General features: G+C 69.7%; 17 protein-coding genes. 16 read left to right on the forward strand and 1 reads right to left on the reverse strand.

Going from position 1 to position 17,966, the window contains the following annotated elements; all coding sequences use genetic code 11:
* Positions 1-94: 94 nt before the first annotated feature.
* The 14 genes from flhF (at position 95) to B5D37_RS12445 (ending at position 12,840) form a co-directional block, all read left to right on the forward strand.
* On the forward strand, positions 95-1,828 hold the full coding sequence (gene flhF, locus B5D37_RS12380) for a flagellar biosynthesis GTPase FlhF (protein WP_078759045.1): 1,734 nt from the start codon (positions 95-97) through the stop codon (positions 1,826-1,828).
* On the forward strand, positions 1,815-2,699 hold the full coding sequence (locus B5D37_RS12385) for a MinD/ParA family protein (RefSeq protein ID WP_078759046.1): 885 nt from the start codon (positions 1,815-1,817) through the stop codon (positions 2,697-2,699). The genes flhF and B5D37_RS12385 overlap by 14 nt, the downstream gene beginning before the upstream one ends.
* The gene (locus B5D37_RS12390; RefSeq protein WP_078759047.1) at positions 2,696-3,451 is read left to right on the forward strand and encodes an RNA polymerase sigma factor FliA; all 756 of its coding nucleotides are present in this window, start codon (positions 2,696-2,698) and stop codon (positions 3,449-3,451) included. The genes B5D37_RS12385 and B5D37_RS12390 overlap by 4 nt, the downstream gene beginning before the upstream one ends.
* A 43-nt stretch (positions 3,452-3,494) precedes the next feature.
* Positions 3,495-3,887, forward strand: a complete 393-nt coding sequence (cheY, locus tag B5D37_RS12395) for a chemotaxis response regulator CheY (RefSeq protein ID WP_078759048.1) — start codon at positions 3,495-3,497, stop codon at positions 3,885-3,887.
* Positions 3,888-3,892: 5 nt separating this feature from the next.
* Positions 3,893-4,501 carry a protein phosphatase CheZ gene (locus B5D37_RS12400; RefSeq protein WP_078759069.1) on the forward strand — a complete coding sequence of 203 codons (609 nt, stop codon included), beginning with the start codon at positions 3,893-3,895 and terminating at the stop codon, positions 4,499-4,501.
* Between the two features lie 4 nt (positions 4,502-4,505).
* Positions 4,506-6,290 carry a chemotaxis protein CheA gene (locus tag B5D37_RS12405; RefSeq protein WP_078759049.1) on the forward strand — a complete coding sequence of 595 codons (1,785 nt, stop codon included), beginning with the start codon at positions 4,506-4,508 and terminating at the stop codon, positions 6,288-6,290.
* Between the two features lie 63 nt (positions 6,291-6,353).
* A complete protein-coding gene (locus B5D37_RS12410) occupies positions 6,354-7,094 on the forward strand; it encodes a flagellar motor protein (protein ID WP_078759050.1) in 741 nt (246 codons plus the stop codon).
* 6 nt (positions 7,095-7,100) lie between these two features.
* Complete coding sequence (motD, locus tag B5D37_RS12415) at positions 7,101-8,108, forward strand: flagellar motor protein MotD (protein WP_078759051.1); 1,008 nt, start codon at positions 7,101-7,103, stop codon at positions 8,106-8,108.
* A 1-nt stretch (position 8,109) separates the two neighbouring features.
* Positions 8,110-8,880 (forward strand): ParA family protein, encoded by a 771-nt coding sequence (locus B5D37_RS12420; protein WP_078759052.1) that lies wholly within the window; start codon positions 8,110-8,112, stop codon positions 8,878-8,880.
* A complete protein-coding gene (locus tag B5D37_RS12425) occupies positions 8,877-9,530 on the forward strand; it encodes a chemotaxis protein CheW (RefSeq protein WP_078759053.1) in 654 nt (217 codons plus the stop codon). The genes B5D37_RS12420 and B5D37_RS12425 overlap by 4 nt, the downstream gene beginning before the upstream one ends.
* A gap of 60 nt (positions 9,531-9,590) precedes the next feature.
* Complete coding sequence (locus B5D37_RS12430) at positions 9,591-9,890, forward strand: STAS domain-containing protein (RefSeq protein ID WP_078759054.1); 300 nt, start codon at positions 9,591-9,593, stop codon at positions 9,888-9,890.
* Positions 9,887-10,252 carry a response regulator gene (locus tag B5D37_RS12435; protein ID WP_078759055.1) on the forward strand — a complete coding sequence of 122 codons (366 nt, stop codon included), beginning with the start codon at positions 9,887-9,889 and terminating at the stop codon, positions 10,250-10,252. The genes B5D37_RS12430 and B5D37_RS12435 overlap by 4 nt, the downstream gene beginning before the upstream one ends.
* Positions 10,253-10,256: 4 nt before the next feature.
* Entirely contained in the window at positions 10,257-12,245 is a 1,989-nt protein-coding gene (locus tag B5D37_RS12440) for a chemotaxis protein CheW (protein ID WP_078759056.1), read from the forward strand.
* 67 nt (positions 12,246-12,312) lie between these two features.
* Complete coding sequence (locus B5D37_RS12445; RefSeq protein WP_078759057.1) at positions 12,313-12,840, forward strand: chemotaxis protein CheW; 528 nt, start codon at positions 12,313-12,315, stop codon at positions 12,838-12,840.
* 85 nt (positions 12,841-12,925) lie between these two features.
* Here B5D37_RS12445 and B5D37_RS14835 read toward each other — a convergent pair whose 3' ends face one another.
* A complete protein-coding gene (locus B5D37_RS14835) occupies positions 12,926-13,144 on the reverse strand; it encodes an energy transducer TonB (RefSeq protein ID WP_159447398.1) in 219 nt (72 codons plus the stop codon).
* Positions 13,145-13,425: 281 nt separating this feature from the next.
* Between B5D37_RS14835 and B5D37_RS15200 the strand changes: the two genes are divergently transcribed.
* Both B5D37_RS15200 and B5D37_RS12460 read left to right on the forward strand, forming a co-directional pair.
* Positions 13,426-16,110, forward strand: a complete 2,685-nt coding sequence (locus tag B5D37_RS15200; protein WP_078759059.1) for a methyl-accepting chemotaxis protein — start codon at positions 13,426-13,428, stop codon at positions 16,108-16,110.
* A gap of 180 nt (positions 16,111-16,290) precedes the next feature.
* Positions 16,291-17,966 (forward strand): methyl-accepting chemotaxis protein (locus B5D37_RS12460; RefSeq protein WP_078759060.1); only part of this gene is annotated, 1,676 nt, incomplete at its 3' end.

Raw genomic sequence — 17,966 nt, forward strand, 5'->3', positions numbered from 1 at the left:
GCAGGCCGGCAACGGCGGCACGACAGGTTGGAGCGAAACGAATGAACACCGATGGCAGCAACGCCCGGGCAACCGGCCACCAGGAAGCGACCGCATGAGAATCAAGCGTTTCATCGCCAGTGACATGCGCACCGCCTTGCGCATGGTCCGCGAGGAGCAGGGTCCGGACGCCGTGATCCTGTCCAACCGCCCGACCGCCGACGGCATCGAGATCGTCTCGGCGACCGACTACGACGAGGCCCTGGTGCAGCAGGCCCTGCAGGCCGCGGCACCCGGCATCGAGCCGGCCGTCCGCGCCGCCCGCAGCGTCGCCGCCGACCGCAACGCCACCCGCGACACCGCGTCATCGTCCGCGATGGCCGAGGCGATGGCCGCCGCATCACGGTCCGCCGCACCGCCGCGCGCCGCCGAGGCATCCGCGCCGGCCGCGCCGGTCGCACCGGCACCGTCGGTGCGCGAGACTCTGGCGACCCGCGCCCGCGCCGTGTTCCGGATCGGCGACGCGCCGGCCGAACCCGTCGCGGAAAACCCCGAACCGACGCTGGCCGAGCTCACCGCCAGCACGACCGAATCATCCACCACGCCGGAGTGGGCACGTTCCGCCACGCGCAGCGCCGCGGCGTCGCCCAGCCGGTTCGAGGCCATGATGGCTTCGCTCGCGGAACCGGCGATCGTCGACCGCGTGGTGGCCGCCGCGCAGCAGAACGCCGCGTCCGAAGCGGCCGCTGCAATCGCAGCCGCCGGACAGGTGGCGACCGAAGCACCGGCCCCGGTCCAGTTGGCGGAGACCGCAGGCATCGACACGCCCGCTCCGACGCGCGCACCGGCACCGGCACCGGCTCCTGCCCCGGCCCCGACGGCCGCCGAAACCATCGAACCCGAAGCACCGACCACGCCGATCCTGCGCGCGGTGCCCGATCCCGATCCGGGCATCCTCGCGATGCGCGAGGAACTGTCCTCCATGCGCCAGCTGATCGAGCGCGAAATGGGCCAGTTCGCGGTGGAGCGCCTGCGCGGCTCCCCGGCCCGCGCCGCCGCCTATGACGCACTGCTCGGCTATGGCTGCGACGAGCAGCTGGCCCAGCAGGTCGCCAGCCGCATCGACCCGGCGCTGCCGGCCGACAAAGTGCGTGCACCGATGCTGGCCGAGCTGGCACGCCTGCTGACCATCATCCGCAACGAGCCGCTCGACGACGGTGGCGTGATCGCCCTGGTCGGCCCGACCGGCGCCGGCAAGACCACCACAGTGGCCAAGCTCGCCGCCCGTTTCGCCGCCCGCCACCGCGCCCGCGACGTGGCGCTGGTGACCACCGACAACGAACGCGTCGGCGCCCGCGAACAGCTTCACGCCCACGGCCGAAAGCTCGGCATCACCGTCTGCGAGGCCGACGGCGCGCAGGGGCTGGCGCAGACGCTGGAGCAACTGAAGGATTATCCGCTGGTGCTGGTCGATACCGCCGGCTACGGCGCCCGCGACCACGCCCTGCTCGGCCAGATCACCTGGCTGCGGGCGACGGAGAAGCTGCGCAGCCTGCTGGTGCTGCCGGCCAATGCCCACCCACACGACATGAACGAGGTCATCCGCCGCTACCGGATGGTGACCCCCGAGGGCGTGGTGCTGACCAAGCTGGACGAGACCGGCCGCCTGGGCGCCTCGCTCTCGGTGCTGGTCCGCAACGGCCTGGGCCTCGCCTATACCACTGATGGACAACAGGTTCCCGAGGACCTGGACACCGCCGATGCATCCGACCTGGTCCTGCGACTGGAGAAACTGCGCCGTGCTGCCGATAACCCCCTTGCCACCGAGGATCGCCATGTTGTCGCCTGACTCCAGATTCGCCGCGCAGGCCCCGTCCGGCAGCCCCGGACAGCGGGGCGACGCCCCCGTGCGCGTCATCGCCGTTGCCAGTGGCAAGGGCGGCGTGGGCAAGACCAGCGTGTCGGTCAACCTGGCGATGGCGCTGTGCGCCTCCGGCCAGCGTACCCTGCTGCTGGATACCGACCTGGGCCTGGCCAACGTCGACGTGATGCTCGGCCTGTCGCCGCGCTTCACCCTCGCTGACGTGTTCGCCGGCCGCTGCGAACTGCACGAGACCCTGCTCGAAGGTCCCCGCGGCCTCTGGGTGGTGCCGGCGGCGTCGGGCAAGCGCCACATGACCGAGCTGCTGCCGCAGCAGCACGTGGGCCTGGTGCATGCCTTCAGCCAGCTCGACGTGCCGATCGACACCATGGTGGTCGACAACGCCGCCGGCATCGCCGATGGCGTGCTGACCTTCTGCCAGGCCGCCCAGGACGTGATCGTGGTGGTGTGCGACGAGCCGGCCTCGGTGACCGACGCCTATGCCCTGATCAAGGTGCTCAGCCGCGACCGCGGCGTCAGCCGGATCCAGGTGCTGGCCAACCAGGTGCAGCACGCCGCCGAGGGCAAGCAACTGTTCGACAAGCTGCAGCGGGTCACCGCCAAGTTCCTCGACGTCACCCTCAACTATCTGGGCGCGATCCCACGCGATGAGTGGCTTCGCCGCGCGATCCAGCGCCAGGAGGCGGTGGTCGAGGCCTTCCCGTCGGCACCCTCGGCGGTCGCCTTCCGCGACATCGCCCGCCGCGCCGGCCAATGGCAATCGCCGCAGGGCCCCCGTGGCCACGTCGAGTTCTTCATGGAACGGCTGATCGCACAGCCGGGGAGTGCAGTCGCATGAGCACCGCAGCCGCTGCCTATCGCGCCACCCTGCCACCACGCAACGATGCCGCCGACGTGGTCGCGCTGCACGGTGAACTGGTGCGCCGCATCGCCCACCATCTCGCCGCGCGCCTGCCATCCAGCGTCGAGGTCGACGACCTGATCCAGGCCGGCATGCTCGGCCTGATCGACGCCGCCCGGAACTTCAAGGACGACCAGGGCGCCGCCTTCGAGACCTACGCATCGATCCGCATCCGCGGCGCGATGATCGACGAGATCCGCCGCGGCGACTGGGTGCCGCGCTCGGTGCACCGCCGCTACCGCGACGTGGTCTCCGCCACCCGCGCAGTCGAGCAGGCCACCGGCCGCGCCGCCACCTCGCAGGAGGTCGCCGCCGAACTGGAAGTCTCGCTGGAGGAGTACCACCGCATGCTGGAGGAAGCCGCGCGCGGCCAGCTGGTGAGCCTTGACGCGCACATCGAGGAGCACGACGGCGAGCCACGCGTGGCCACGCCCGGCGATGCGACCCCGGCGCGCGCCTTCGAGCACGACGCCTTCCGCGAGTCGCTGGGCGATGCCATCGAGGACCTGCCCGAGCGCGAACAGCTGGTCCTGTCGCTGTACTACGAGCAGGAGATGAACCTGCGCGAGATCGGCGCGGTGCTGTCGATCAGCGAATCCCGCGTCTGCCAGATCCACGGCCAGGCCATGTTGCGCCTGCGCGCACGGCTGGGCGACTGGCGCGACAGCGTCATGGACCAGCCCGACTGAGCCCTCCAGACCAAGCCGAACACCGAGCCCAAACAGAGATCCCATGGACAAGAACATCCGCATCCTCATCGTCGACGACTTCTCGACCATGCGCCGCATCGTCAAGAACCTGCTCAACGACATCGGCCTGACCAACACCACCGAGGCCGACGACGGCACCACCGCGCTGGTGGAGCTCAAGAAGGCCAGCTTCGACCTGGTCGTGACCGACTGGAACATGCCGGGCATGCCGGGCATCGACCTGCTCAAGGCGATCCGCGCCGATCCCGCGCTGGCCAAGATCCCGGTGCTGATGGTGACCGCCGAATCCAAGCGCGAGCAGATCATCGAAGCCGCCCAGGCCGGCGTGAACGGCTACGTCATCAAGCCCTTCACCGCCGCCACCCTCAGCGACAAGCTGGCCAAGATCTTCGAGCGGCTGGAGTCGGCGGCGTGAGCACCATGACGTCCACCGACCGCCAGGCGGTCACCAAGCGCCTCCACGCCGCGCTGTGGGCGTTGGAGCAGGACGACCACGCCGGCTGGCGGGCGAATGTCGACGAGCTGATCCAGTGGCGCACCCAGCCGTTCGTGCAGGGCCTGACCCGGCTGGCACGCGAGCTGGAGCAGGCGCTCGGCGAGGGCGACGGCGGCCAGCACGGCCGCGCCTCGCTGCCGGAAGCCTGTGCCCGGCTCGAACACGTGGTGACCCTCACCGAGGGCGCCAGCATGCGCACGCTCGACCTCGTCGACGAATGCGGCGAGCTGCTGCGCAAGCTGCCGGTGCCGCAGGACGAGGTCCAGGTGCAGGCGCTGGCCGGCATCCGTTCGCGGCTGTCCGAACTCACCGCCGCGCAGGGTTACCAGGACCTCACCGGGCAGATCATCCTGCGCGTGGTGGCCCTGGTGAAGGCCGTGCACGAAGGGCTGGGCGACGTGCTGGACGAGCCCGACCACCCGCTGAAGCTGCATTCCAACGCCAATGGCAACGGCCCTGCCGTGGCCGGCCTCGACCACGAGCCCGCCACCCAGGACGACGCCAACCACCTGCTTTCCTCCCTGGGCCTCTGATCCGATGGACACCGCATCCGACATCTGCGCGGACTTCCTGGTCGAAGCGCGCGAGATCCTCGACCAGCTCGGCGAGCAGATGGTCACGCTCGAGCATTCGCCGGACGATCGCGAAGGATTGAATGCGGTGTTCCGTGGGTTCCACACCATCAAGGGCGGTGCCGGGTTCCTCGACTTCGGGCCGATGGTCACCATCTGCCACGCCTTCGAGGACCGGCTCAACCTGGCGCGCACCGGCGAGCAGCCGCTCGACGCGGTGGCCTTCGACGGCGCCCAGCGGGCCATCGACCTGCTGGTCGACATGCTCGATTGCGTCGCCGCCGGCGAACCCTTGCCGCCGGCGCCGCAGGAACTCATCGATGCCATGCATCCGGACGCGGCTGCAGCGCCGGCGGCGCCGGCAGCACCCGCCGCCGCGCCTGACTTCGGCACCGAAGGCAGCCTCGACGATCTGGATTTCGATGCGCTGCTCGACAGCCTGCACGGCAGCGGCGGCGCGCCCGGCGTGACGCCGGTGACGCCGCCCGCGGCGGCACCGGCACCTGCTCCCACGCCCGCCCCGGCCCCGGCCCCCAAACCGGCAGCGGCGCCGCGCAAGCTGGCGGCCGTACCGCACCAGGAAGATCCGACCGTGCGCGTCGACGTGCGCCGGCTGGATGCGATGGTCAACCTGGTCGGCGAGCTGGTGCTGGCGCGCAACCGCCTCAAGACCATCCGCCCGCGCCTGCGCGACGAAGAACTCGACCGCGCCGTGGCCACCCTGGACGGCGCCACCTCCCGCCTGCAGTCGGCGGTGATGATGGCGCGCATGCAGCCGGTCGGCCGGGTGTTCGCCCGTTTCCCGAAGCTGGCGCGCGATGTCGCCCGGCAACTGGACAAGTCGGTCGACCTGGAAGTGGTCGGCGCCGAGACCGAACTGGACCGCAACCTGGTGGAGGCGCTGGCCGACCCGCTGGTGCACCTGGTGCGCAACGCCATCGACCACGGCATCGAATCCGCCGACGTGCGCCGCGCCGCCGGCAAGCCCGAGCAGGGCCATGTGCGCCTGTCCGCGCAGCAGGAGGGCGACCACGTTGCCATCGAGGTACGCGACGACGGCGCCGGCATCGACCCGGACCGCATCCGCGACAGCGCCGTGCGCAAGGGCCTGATCGATACCGACGCCGGCGCGCGCCTGTCACCCGACGAATGCCTGCAACTGATCTTCCTGCCCGGCTTCTCCACCCGCGCCGAGGTCAGCGACCTGTCGGGCCGCGGTGTCGGCATGGACGTGGTGCAATCGCGCATCCGCGAGTTGTCCGGCCAGGTACAGATCCAGTCCGAGCCGGGCCGCGGTTCGCGCTTCGTGATCCGCGTACCGCTGACACTGGCGATCCTGCCGACGCTGCTGGTGGAGATCGGCGGCGATGTCTACGCCCTGCCGCTGGTCCGCGTGGTGGAGGTGCTGTCGCACACGCCCGGCGCTCCGATGTCCATCGACGGCCAGAACGTGCTGGACCTGCGCGAACAACCGGTGCCGTTGCTGGACCTGCGCAGCTGGCTCGGCGTGCCGGCCGCGGAAAGCAGCGAAACCTCCGCAGTGGTGCTGCAGGCCGGCGAACAGCGCTTCTGCCTCTCGGTTGACCGCGTGCGAGGCCGCGAGGAAGTCGTCATCAAGGCGCTGCCGCGGACGCTCCGAGGGCTGCCGGGCTACGCCGGCGCCAGCCTCATCGGTGATGGCCGCATGGCGCTGATCCTGGACGTGGACGGCCTTTACCGCTCCGGCGTACGCAGCGCCCGGCGGGCCTGACGGCGCACGCCCGGGCCCCCGCCTCGACTCAAGTTTCCCCTCCCTCGACCGATATCCGGAACAATGGACAGACTCAGCGTCATCGGCACGGTACTCGCGCTGGCAGCCCTCCTGGGCGGCAGCGTGCTCAAGGGCGCGGGCATCTCCGGGCTCTGGTCGCCGGCCGCCTTCGTCATCGTGATCGTCGGCACCATCGCGGCGATCCTGGTGCAGACGCCGATGGACACCTTCAAGCGCGCGATGAAGATCGCCCGCTGGGTGTTCCAGCCGCCGTCCGAAGATCGCGCGGCGATGATCGCGCGCATCGTCGAGTGGAGCAGCACCGCCCGCCGCCAGGGCCTGCTGGGCCTGGAGGCCGAGGTCGAGCAGCAGACCGACCCGTTCCTGCGCAAGGGCCTGCAGATGGTGGTCGACGGGCTGGAGCCCGAGTCGATCCGGCAGATGCTGGAGATCGAAATGGAAGGCCAGGAGCACCGCGACACCGCGGCCGCCAAGGTCTTCGAAGGCATGGGCATCTATGCCCCCACGCTGGGCATCATCGGCGCCGTGCTCGGCCTGATGGCGGTGATGAAGAACCTGTCGGATCCGAGCAAGCTCGGCCACGGCATCGCCGCGGCGTTCACCGCCACCATCTACGGCATCGGCGTGGCCAACCTCGCACTGCTGCCGATGGCGGCCAAGCTGAAAGGGCTGATCAACCACCAGACCCAGGACCGCGAGTTGATCGTCGAAGGCCTGATCGCGATCGCCCAGGGCGAGAACCCGCGCAACATCGAGGCGCGGCTCAACGGTTACCTGCACTGATCCGCCATGGGCCGCCGCAAGCACAAGCACGAAGAGCACCAGAACCACGAGGCCTGGGCCATCCCCTACGCCGACCTGATGACGCTGCTGCTTGCCTTCTTCGTGGTGATGTACGCGATTTCCTCGCTCAACGAGGGCAAGTACCGGGTGCTGGCCGATTCACTGTCTTCCGCCTTCGGCGGCGCCCCGCGGGCGGTGACGCCGATCCAGCTGGGCAAGACCCAACTGCGCGGATCGGCCTATGACCGGCCATCGATCCAGACCGCCGCGGTGAAGGCGGGCCCCGCGGCTGCCACGCCGATCAACTCGCCGCGCATGCTGCAGGTGCTGGACGTACCCACCTTCGGACGGCAGCAGCGCGAGGCGATGGCGGCCGCCGCAGCCGAGCGCCTGGAGGCCGAGGCCTCCGGCCGCACCCAGACCGAACTGCGCACGCTGGGCCGGCGCATCCAGGAGGCGCTGTCGGAACTGGTGCGCGAGAAGCTGGTGACGGTCCGCCGCGGCTCCAATTTCCTGGAGGTCGAGATCCAGAGCGACATCCTGTTCGCCAGTGGCATGGACACCCCCAGCCCGCTCGCCGTGGAGACGGTGCGCAAGCTGGCGACGGTGCTGCGCGACGAGCCGAACGCGGTGCGGGTGGAGGGCTATACCGACAACGTGCCGATCGCCACCTCCCGTTTCCCGTCGAACTGGGAACTGTCGGCCGCGCGCGCCGGCAGCGTGGTGCACGAGCTGGTCGACTCAGGCGTCGACGCCGCCCGTCTCGCAATGGTCGGCTACGGCGAGCACCAGCCGCTGGCGGACAACGCCACGCCGGAAGGTCGCAATGCCAACCGCCGGGTACTGCTGGTCATCCTGGCGGCGCCACAGGGCCCCGATGCACTGACCGATCGGCTACCACCCACCATCGCGCAGGAGGACGGAACCACCCCGGTACCTCCCGCCACCCCACTCGACGCGCTGCTGCCGATGACGGCCGGCACCCCCATCCCCCCACCCCCCGGAGCCGGCTGACATGCAAAGTTGGGCAATCGCCAACCAGAAGGGCGGCGTCGGCAAGACCACCACCTCGCTCTGCCTCGCCCGCGGCCTGGCCTCGATGGGCCAGCGCGTGGTGCTGGTGGACCTGGACCCGCACGCGTCGCTGACGCGCGCTTTCGGCATCCCCACCGATCCCGCGCCGTCCGGCACGCACGACCTGTTCTCCGACATCGGCGCTGCACTGGCAACGGTGGCGCGCCGCACCGAGATCGACGGCCTCACCATCGTGGCGGCGCAACCGGCGCTGGCCACCCTGGAGCGCCGCGGCGCCACCCAACCGGGCCTCGGCCTTTCGCTGGGCCGCGCACTGCACGCCGCACGCGGCGCCTACGATTACGCCTTGCTCGATTGCCCGCCCACGCTCGGCCTGCTGATGGTCAATGCGCTGGCGGCGGCCGACAGGCTGGTGATCCCGACCCAGACCGACCCCTTGGCGGTGCACGGGCTGAACGACATGCTGCGCACCGCGGACATGGTGGAGCGCTCGCGCCGGCGGCCACTGCCACGGCACATCCTGCCGACGCTGTACGACCGCCGGACACGCTCGGGTGTGCACGTGCTCGACCAGCTCCACGACCACTACGAAGGCCGCGTCTGGCCGAAGGCGGTGCCGATGGATACCCGTCTGCGCGACGCGGGATCGCTGACCGCGGCCGAAGCGCCGACCGGCCGCGGGGCCGATGCCTACCGCTCCGCGCTCAACTGGCTGCTGGACGTGGTGCCGGCGCAACAGGAGGCGGCATGAGCGCGCACGCGGTCGACGCCTACCTGGACGAACTGCTGGCACCGGTGGAGGAGGCCGCCACGCAAGAGGCGAGGCTGCATTCCGCCCCCAGCGCGGTGCCCGCACCCGCGCCCGCGCCCGCACCGGTGACCGAACCCGCACCGGAGGTTCCGATGCCCGCCGCGACAGCGCAACCCGCACCCACGCCGAAGGCAGTCCCGAAGGCCCGGGAACACGAGGACGCCGCCACGCCGCCGGCGCCCACCGGCAGCCGCTGGCTGCGCGCCATCCTCGGCCCGGACCGCTACGCCTTCGAGCTGCTGCGCGTGCAGGAGGTGGTGCGCATGGCCCCGATCATTGCCATGCGCGGCGCCTCCGCGGCGATGCTCGGGGTGATGAACCTGCGCGGCCGCATCGTGCCCGTGCTCGACCTGGCACTGTGGCTCGGCACTGGCCGGGTGGAACCCGACGAGCAGGCGCGAATCATCGTGGTGGAACGCAACGACGAGCTGATCGGCGTGCTGGTGTCCGGCGTCGACGACGTGGTGACCCTGGCCCGGGAACACATCGAGCCACCCCTGCGAGGCACCGAAGGCGGCTCCATGCTGGGCGTGGCCCGGGTCGGGCGGCTGCCGACGGTACTGCTCGATACCGCGCAACTCTTCGAATAAGTGCCTCAAGTCGTCGCCGTCCGCGCCGTTAAACCTAAGGACCGACCCGCTGGCATCGCCATGAACCAACTGTCCCTGCAACCCGACCTTGGCATCGAACACGTCGCCGAACTGCACGCGACGCTCGCACCCTACCTCGACGACGAAGCGCCGCTGGAAATCGCCGGCGATCGCGTCGAACGCATCCACGCCGCCGGACTGCAGTTGCTGCACGCCTTCGTGCGCGACCGCGCCGGCGCAGGCCGCACCACCACCATCACCCTCGCCTCGCCGACCCTGGTCGACGCCGCCCGCGTACTCGCGCTGGCCGTCAGCCTCGGCGTCGACAAGGCCGCCGCACGAAACGGAGACCCCGCATGAGCGCCCAGTTGTTGATCGTCGACGATTCCACCTCCATGAGGCAGATGGTGGCCTTTGCGCTGTCGTCGGGCGGCTACAACGTGCGCGAAGCCGAAGACGGCCAGGCGGCGCTGGACATCGCCAAGACCGCGAAATTCGACGCGGTGGTGACCGACGTCAACATGCCACGCATGGACGGCATCGAGCTGATCCGCCAGTTGCGCCAGCTGCCCGACTACAAGTTCACCCCGCTGCTGATGCTCACCACCGAGTCCGGCGGTGACAAGAAGCAGGAAGGCCGCGCCGCCGGTGCCACCGGCTGGCTGGTCAAGCCGTTCGACCCCGACCAGTTGCTCAACACCGTGCGCAAGGTACTCGGCTGAAGCCATGGACATCACCCAATTCCACGCTGCGTTCTTCGAGGAGAGTCGCGAGGGGCTGCAGGCCATGGAGGCCGGGCTGCTGCGGCTGGAATCGGGCGAGACCGACAGCGAGACCATCAACGTCGTGTTCCGCGCGGCGCACTCCATCAAGGGCGGCGCCGCCACCTTCGGCTTCCGCGCCGTCAGCGACCTGACCCACCTGCTGGAGACGCTGCTGGACGAAGCCCGCGCCGGGCGCCGCACGCTGGACTCCGCCGCCACCGATGCATTGCTGGCCTCGGTCGACGTGCTGGGCGGGCTGCTGGCCGTGGCCGAGCATGGCGGAGAGATCGACGCCGCCGGCCTGGAGCGCGTGCGCAGCGGGCTGGAGTGCCTGCTGTCCGGCGAAGCCGCCACGACAGCCCCCGATACAGCCGACGCCGCGGGTGACGAAGCACCGGCGCGCTGGCACATCGGATTCCGCCCCGAGCCATCGTTGTTCATGACCGGCAACGACCCGTTGCGGATCCTGCGCGAGCTGGGCACCCATGGCGAAGTCGAAGCGACCTGCCTGGATGACCGCCTGCCCCGCTTCAACGAGCTGGATCCGTTCGAAGCCCACCTTGCCTGGGACCTGATGCTGCCCGGCGGCGTACCGCGTGCCGCCATCGACGAGGCCTTCGCCTGGGTCGAGGACCAGTGCGAACTGTCCATCGAAGCGGTATCGCAGGACCGCAAGTCGCCGGTGCCCGACGCCGTGGCCGACGCTCCCTCCGGGGCAGTCGCCAAGACCAGGGCGGCCACCGAAACCGTACCCAGCCGCGCGGCCAACGCCGACGCCGACAGCTCCATCCGCGTCGCCGTCGCCAAGGTCGACGCGCTGATCAACCTCGTCGGCGAGCTGGTCATCACCCAGGCCATGCTGCGCCAGCGCTCGGAGTCGCTCGACCCGGTCCAGAACGAGGCGCTGCTGACCGGGCTCAGCCAGCTCGACCGCAACACCCGCGACCTGCAGGAAGCGGTGATGAGCGTGCGCATGCTGCCGGTCGAGTTCGCCTTCAGCCGGTTCCCGCGCATGGTGCGCGACCTGGCGGCCCGGCTGGACAAGAAGGTCCGCCTGAAGACCCAGGGCGAGGCGACCGAGCTGGACAAGGGCGTGATCGAGAAGATCGTCGACCCGCTGGTCCACCTGATGCGCAACGCCATCGACCATGGCCTGGAGATGCCGGCCGAGCGCCGCGCCGCGGGCAAGGACGAGACCGGCACCATCAGCATGAGCGCCGCCCACCAGGGCGGGCACATCATCATCGAGGTCGGCGACGACGGCAAAGGCCTGGACCGCGAACGCATCCTGCGCAAGGCCGCCGAGCGTGAGCTGCCGGTGCCGGAGAACCCCACCGATGCCCAGGTCTGGGACCTGGTGTTCCATCCCGGCTTCTCCACCGCCGATGCGCTGACCGACCTCTCCGGCCGCGGCGTCGGCATGGACGTGGTCAAGAGCAACATCGTCGCCCTCGGCGGCCAGGTCGAGATCCGCAGTGCCAAGGGCGTCGGCACCACGGTGTCGATCAAGCTGCCTCTGACGCTGGCGATCCTCGACGGCATGTCCGTCGCCGTCGGCGAAGAAGTCTTCATCCTGCCGCTCAACATGGTGGTCGAGTCCCTGCAGCCCGAGGCGGGCCAGGTGCGGACCATCGCCGGCGACACCCGGGTGCTGCGCGTGCGCGACGAGTACCTGCCACTGGTCAACCTGCGCAAGCAGTACAAGCTCACCGACGCGGCCGATGCCGCCACGCCGATCGCGGTGGTGGTGGAAAGCAACGGCCGGCGCCTGGCGCTGGAAGTGGACGAGCTGCTGGGCCAGCAACAAGTCGTGGTGAAGAACCTCGAGACCAATTACCGCCGCATCCCCGGGATCTCCGGCGCCACCATCCTGGGTGATGGCCGCGTCGCGCTGATCGTGGACGCCGGTGGCATCAACACCGCGCCGGTGCCACTGGCCGTCGCCGCCTGAACCTCCATTTCACCGGCCGCCTGCCCGGCCCCCCACCCCGCCAGGCAATGCTGCAAGGAAACCCGACATGAAAGAGACCACCACTTCCGGCACCACCGTACAGCCCGCCCGCACCACCTCGGGAGTCGATGGCGACGCCGTCAGCAACGAGTTCCTGACCTTCGCGCTGGGCGACGAGGAATACGGCGTCGACATCCTGACCGTGCAGGAGATCCGCGGCTACGACTCGGTGACCCGCCTGCCCGATGCCCCGGACTACATCAAGGGCGTGATCAACCTGCGCGGCACCATCGTCCCGGTGATCGACATGCGCCTGAAGTTCCGGCTGTCGAAGGCCGAGTACAACGCGCTGACGGTGATGATCGTGCTCAACGTCGCCGACCGCGTGGTGGGCATCGTGGTGGATGCGGTCTCGGACGTGATCCGCCTGCCGGCCGACCAGATCAGCCCGGTACCCGAGCTCGGCGCGACCATCGACCGCCAGTTCCTGACCGGCATCGGCACCATGGACGAGCGCATGTTGATCCTGCTCGACATCGAGCGGCTGATGACCAGCACCGAGATGGGCCTGGTGGCGACGGCGGCGCTGCAGTAACCGCCCGCCGCTGGACAGGCAAAAAAAACGCGCCGGTGACGGCGCGTTTTTTCATGGCCGGTTCCTTACCGACCTGGCGGGTGGATCAGAGGGCAAAATCCAGCCTCACCTTGCCGCGGCCGCCGCCGGGCGCGAAGGTCCACTTCTTCACCGCGGATACCGCGGCGGATTCGAAGGTGCGCGACGGGCGGGCGTTGACCACCGAGACGCTTTCTACCTTGCCTTCTGCATCGACGGTGAACTCGACCTCGACGAAGCCCTCGACCCCACTGCGGGCCGCCTCGGGCGGATAGCGGGGCTCCACGCGCTCGATCGGCTCGAGCGCGGCGTGTGCCGGAAGTGCGAATGCCAGGGCAAGCGCGGCGAAGACGAATGCACGGTGACGGACATGGATGGCTCCTGGGGTTGTTCTGCAACGGACGCTTGTATCGGCACGGCAGGCGCTGTGACCTTTCCGTGTAACCGGTTCATCGGCCGGTGGGCCGGAACCTTTAACGCCCCGCGCCGAACCGCCCCTAAAGTTCTGCCGCCGGTGGCCGTTGTCCCGGGATGTCGACCGCAACGATCCACGACCCGAGGCTTCCGATGTCCCGAACCGCCCAAGACTCCCTGTTCGACCGCATGATGGCGCCCGCCACCGCGCTGATGGCGCGCCTGCGCTTCCAGCAGAAGGCGCTGGTCATCGGTGCGACCTTCATGCTCACCTGCGGCATCCTCGCCGGCATCCTGGTCGTGCGTTCCAACGCCGAGATCAATGCGGTAAGGCAGCAACAGGCCGCCGCCGAAGGGCTGGGCCACCTGCAGCGCTCGATGCTGGCCATGCAGGCCCATCGGCAGATCGCGGTACGTGCCGCCGCCAACGAGTCCGTACCCGACGGCGAGCTGGCAACCGCCGGTGCGACCGCGGTGCAGGAACTGAAGGCCGCCGCTGCCTGGGCCGCCCGAACCGTGCCGGAGTCCGACGTGCTGCCGGCGTTCGACGAAGCCCTCGCGGCCTGGAACACGGCCGCCGCCGACGCGTCCAACCCCGATGGCGCCAGCGCCGCGATCACCCGCGTCCGCGATCTGATGGGCCTGGTGTCGGAAGCCACCGGCCTGTCCCAGGCGCAGGAGGCCTCGATCCTCTACATGGGCCGCGCGGCGAGCGAATGGCTGCCGACGCTGGCCGAGTACACCTCGCAACAGGGCACCGTCGGCCTGCGCGTGCTTGGCGAGGGCGCCATCTGGGTCGATGACCGGACAGGCCTGGCCGTGTCGCGCACGATGCAGAACTTCCTCAAGAGCCGTATCGAGCTGGAGCTGGCCAACGCGGTGCAGGAGCTGCCCGTGCTCGCCGGCACCGCCGGCAAGCCGATCAACACCGCGTTGACGGCGATGGGCAAGCAGAACGACGCCATCTCCACCCATATCCTCGATGCCGACGAGCCGGTGCTGCCGGTCGCGACGATGGCGGCGCGCGAGCGCGCCACGCACCTGGCGATGGCCGCCGCGATGGTCGGCTCGACCAATGCCATCAACAGCGCTGCGGAGGCCAAGATCGGCGCCTTGAAGGCCACCGCCAACGCCACCTGGATCGTGGTGCTGCTGGTGCTGCTGGTCACGGCCTACCTGTTCATCGGGTTCAGCCGCAGCACCCGGGACTCGCTGCGCAAGATCCAGCAGGCGGCCGAAGCCATTTCGGTCGGTGAATTCCCCGAGAACGTTCGGGTGGAAAGCGACGACGAGCTGCGCGACATCGCCCGCGGCATGGAACGCGCCGTGACCCAACTGCGCACGTTCTCGGATGCGCAGCGCCAGGTGTTCGAAGCGCACAAGGTCGGCGAGATCGACGAGCGCCTCGACAGCAGCCGCTTCCCCGGCGCGTTCGGGACCATGGCCGAAGAGATCAACACCCTGGTGGCCTCCCACATCGACGTGAAGTTCGCGCTGATGGAGCTGGTACGCGAGTACGCACGTGGCGACCTGTCCCGCGACATGGAGCGCCTGCCGGGCAAGAAAGCGCAGGTCACCGAGGCCGCCGATGCGATCAAGTCGCAGATGCTCGCGGTGAACGGAGAGATCAGGAAGCTGGTCGACGCCGCCGTCGAGGGCGATTTCAGCCGTCGCGGCGATGCCGAGCAGTTCGAGTTCATCTACCGCGAGATGATCGACAGCCTCAACGCGCTCATGGCGAGCGCGGACCGTGGTCTCAACGAAGTCGGCACCCTGCTGGCGGCCGTCGCCGAAGGCGACCTCACCCGCAAGGCCGCCACCGACCTGCCGGGCCAGTTCGGCCGCCTGGCCAACGACGCCAACGGCACCGTGCGCCACCTCGCCGACATCGTCGGCAACATCCGCCAGGGCAGCGACGCGATCAGCTCCGCCGCCGGCGAGATCGCCGCCGGCAACAACGACCTGTCGCGCCGTACCGAACAGCAGGCCGCCTCGCTGGAAGAGACCGCCTCGTCGATGGAGGAACTCACCTCCACCGTGCGCCAGAACGCCGACAATGCCCGCCAGGCCAACCAGCTGGCGATCGGCGCGGCCGACGTCGCCGGCAAGGGCGGCGAAGTGGTCGGACGCGTGGTCAACACGATGACCGAGATCAACGAGTCCTCGCGCAAGATCGTCGACATCATCAGCGTGATCGATGGCATCGCCTTCCAGACCAATATCCTGGCGCTGAACGCCGCCGTCGAGGCCGCACGTGCCGGCGAACAGGGCCGCGGCTTCGCGGTGGTCGCCTCCGAGGTGCGCTCGCTGGCGCAGCGCTCGGCCGGTGCCGCCAAGGAGATCAAGGGCCTGATCGACAACTCGGTGGAGAAGGTCCAGAACGGCAGCCAGCTGGTCGACCAGGCTGGCCGGACCATGGAGGAGATCGTGGAGAGCGTGAAGCGCGTCACCGCGATCATCGCCGACATCAGCGCCGCGTCCGAGGAGCAGAGCAGCGGCATCGAACAGGTCAGCCAGGTCATCATGCAGATGGACGAAGGCACCCAGCAGAATGCCGCGCTGGTAGAAGAAGCCACCGCTGCCGCGCGTGCTCTGGAGCAGCAGTCCGGCAGCCTGGTGCAGACCGTGGCCGCCTTCCGCCTCGATGCCGGACAGGCCGCCAAGCCCATGGCGGCCCTCGCAGCCGACAAGGATCCAGTAGTGGATTTCACCGGCCGCAAGCCGGCCGCGAAGCCTGCCCCCGGCAAGGCCGCCAAGGCCGCGCCGGCACCCCGCCAGCGCACGCAGCGCCCGGCGGTCGTCGCTGCCGGAAGCGACCAGCACTGGGAAGAGTTCTGACCCCGGGGCTGATGCAACAGGCAGCAGGACAGCAACGCGCCCACCCGGGCGCGTTGCTGTTTGTGGCATCTCGCCTTGGTCACCTCAAGAAGCCGAACGCCCGTGCCGATATCACGTTCAGTGGCCCCCACACGGCCGACCCGCCCACGCCGCGTCTTGCGGCCGCAATACCGGAAGCCCATGCGCAAGAATCTCCCTGTCACCGGTACCGAGATCGAACTCGAAGCCGGTGCCACGCTGGTCAGCTACACCGATACCGCCGGCCGCATCCTGCGGGTCAACCGCGCGTTCGTGCAGGTCAGTGGCTTCAGCGAAGCCGAGCTCGTCGGGCAGTCGCACAACATCGTGCGCCACCCGGACATGCCGCAGGCATTGTTCGCCGACCTCTGGAAGACCCTGCTGGCCGGTCGTCCCTGGAGCGGGGTGATCAAGAACCGCTGCAAGAACGGCGACCACTACTGGGTGGCCGCCAACGTCACGCCCGTGCACGAGCATGGCCGCGTCGTCGGGTTCATGTCGGTGCGCCGGAAGCCCTCGCCCAAGGCGGTGCAGGCGGCCGAGCGCCTGCATGCGGTGTTGGCGGGTCCGCGGGCCGCGAGCGTGCGGTTCGAGGCCGGTACCGCATCCATCGGACGGCGACTGCGCGACCTCAACCCGCTCTGGCGCCTGAGCCTGCGCCAACGGCTGGTGCTGGCCGCGACGGGCGTGGCCGTGCTTGGCCTGGCCCTGGTGTTCATGGGCAGCGCCGGCGTGCCGCCAACGTGGTTGTACGCGCTGGTTGGCTTCAGCGGCGCATTCGCGCTGTACAGCGCGTGGTGGTTGTCGCACGACGTGGTCGACCGGCTCGAACAGGCCGTCCTGCAGTTCCAGCGGATCAGCGGTGGCGACTTCGAAGACGACATCCCCGCGACTCGTGACGACGAGGTCGGCCGCGTCTTCCAGGGGCTGAAGTCGATGCAGATCCGCCTGGGCTACGAGGTGCAGGAGCAGATCCTCGCCGGGCGGACCGGCGCGCGCATCCGCCAGGCACTGGATGCCACGCGCGCCGGCTGCATCGTCGCCAATGAGGACCTGGTGGTGGCGCTGGCGAACCCTGCGGCCATGGCCATGCTCGAGCGCGCACACGAAGGCACCGCCGACGCGCTGCAGCAAGTGCGGGACGCCCAGCTGGCCGGCAGCGACCTGCACGCGCTGCTGCAGGGCACCGGCCTGCACCGGGAGGAGATCATGCGGCTGCGGGAGAGCACGCTGCGCCGCCTGTGTCTCGGTGGATGCACCTTCGACGTCACGATCGCCCCGGTGCTGGACGGTGACGGCACCCAGATCGGCGTGGTGACCGAGTGGGAGGACCGCACGGTCGAGCTGCGCATGGAAGACGAAGTGGCCGCGGTGCTCAAGGCGGCCGCCGCCGGTGATTTCGGCAACCGGATCCGCACCGACGACAAGGATGGCTTCCTGCGGCTGCTGGCGGAGCGTATCGACGAGCTGCTGGACTCGGTGCGCCAGAGCCTGGATGCCATGCAATCGGTACTGGGCCCGCTGGCCGAGGGCGACCTCACCCGCCGCATCGACGCCGAGCTACACGGGATCTTCGGCGAGATGAAGGAAAGCACCAACCGCACCGTCGACCGGCTCTCAGGCATCGTCGCCACCATCCAGCAAGGCACGCGGGCGATTGACTCCGCCGCCGGCGAGATCGCCTCGGGCAACAACGATCTCTCCCGCCGCACCGAACAGCAGGCCGCCTCGCTGGAAGAGACTGCCTCGTCGATGGAGGAACTCACCTCCACCGTGCGCCAGAACGCCGACAATGCCCGCCAGGCCAACCAGCTGGCGATCGGCGCGGCCGACGTCGC

Origin of the sequence: Lysobacter spongiicola DSM 21749, from assembly GCF_900167055.1 — a bacterium.
GTDB classification, from domain to species: Bacteria; Pseudomonadota; Gammaproteobacteria; order Xanthomonadales; family Xanthomonadaceae; genus Novilysobacter; species Novilysobacter spongiicola.

Coding starts and splice junctions, on each gene's coding strand:
- flhF (WP_078759045.1), top strand. CDS start 95: ATGAGAATCAAGCGTTTCATCGCCAGTGACATGCGCACCGCCTTGCGC.
- B5D37_RS12385 (WP_078759046.1), top strand. CDS start 1,815: ATGTTGTCGCCTGACTCCAGATTCGCCGCGCAGGCCCCGTCCGGCAGC.
- B5D37_RS12390 (WP_078759047.1), top strand. CDS start 2,696: ATGAGCACCGCAGCCGCTGCCTATCGCGCCACCCTGCCACCACGCAAC.
- cheY (WP_078759048.1), top strand. CDS start 3,495: ATGGACAAGAACATCCGCATCCTCATCGTCGACGACTTCTCGACCATG.
- B5D37_RS12400 (WP_078759069.1), top strand. CDS start 3,893: ATGACGTCCACCGACCGCCAGGCGGTCACCAAGCGCCTCCACGCCGCG.
- B5D37_RS12405 (WP_078759049.1), top strand. CDS start 4,506: ATGGACACCGCATCCGACATCTGCGCGGACTTCCTGGTCGAAGCGCGC.
- B5D37_RS12410 (WP_078759050.1), top strand. CDS start 6,354: ATGGACAGACTCAGCGTCATCGGCACGGTACTCGCGCTGGCAGCCCTC.
- motD (WP_078759051.1), top strand. CDS start 7,101: ATGGGCCGCCGCAAGCACAAGCACGAAGAGCACCAGAACCACGAGGCC.
- B5D37_RS12420 (WP_078759052.1), top strand. CDS start 8,110: ATGCAAAGTTGGGCAATCGCCAACCAGAAGGGCGGCGTCGGCAAGACC.
- B5D37_RS12425 (WP_078759053.1), top strand. CDS start 8,877: ATGAGCGCGCACGCGGTCGACGCCTACCTGGACGAACTGCTGGCACCG.
- B5D37_RS12430 (WP_078759054.1), top strand. CDS start 9,591: ATGAACCAACTGTCCCTGCAACCCGACCTTGGCATCGAACACGTCGCC.
- B5D37_RS12435 (WP_078759055.1), top strand. CDS start 9,887: ATGAGCGCCCAGTTGTTGATCGTCGACGATTCCACCTCCATGAGGCAG.
- B5D37_RS12440 (WP_078759056.1), top strand. CDS start 10,257: ATGGACATCACCCAATTCCACGCTGCGTTCTTCGAGGAGAGTCGCGAG.
- B5D37_RS12445 (WP_078759057.1), top strand. CDS start 12,313: ATGAAAGAGACCACCACTTCCGGCACCACCGTACAGCCCGCCCGCACC.
- B5D37_RS15200 (WP_078759059.1), top strand. CDS start 13,426: ATGTCCCGAACCGCCCAAGACTCCCTGTTCGACCGCATGATGGCGCCC.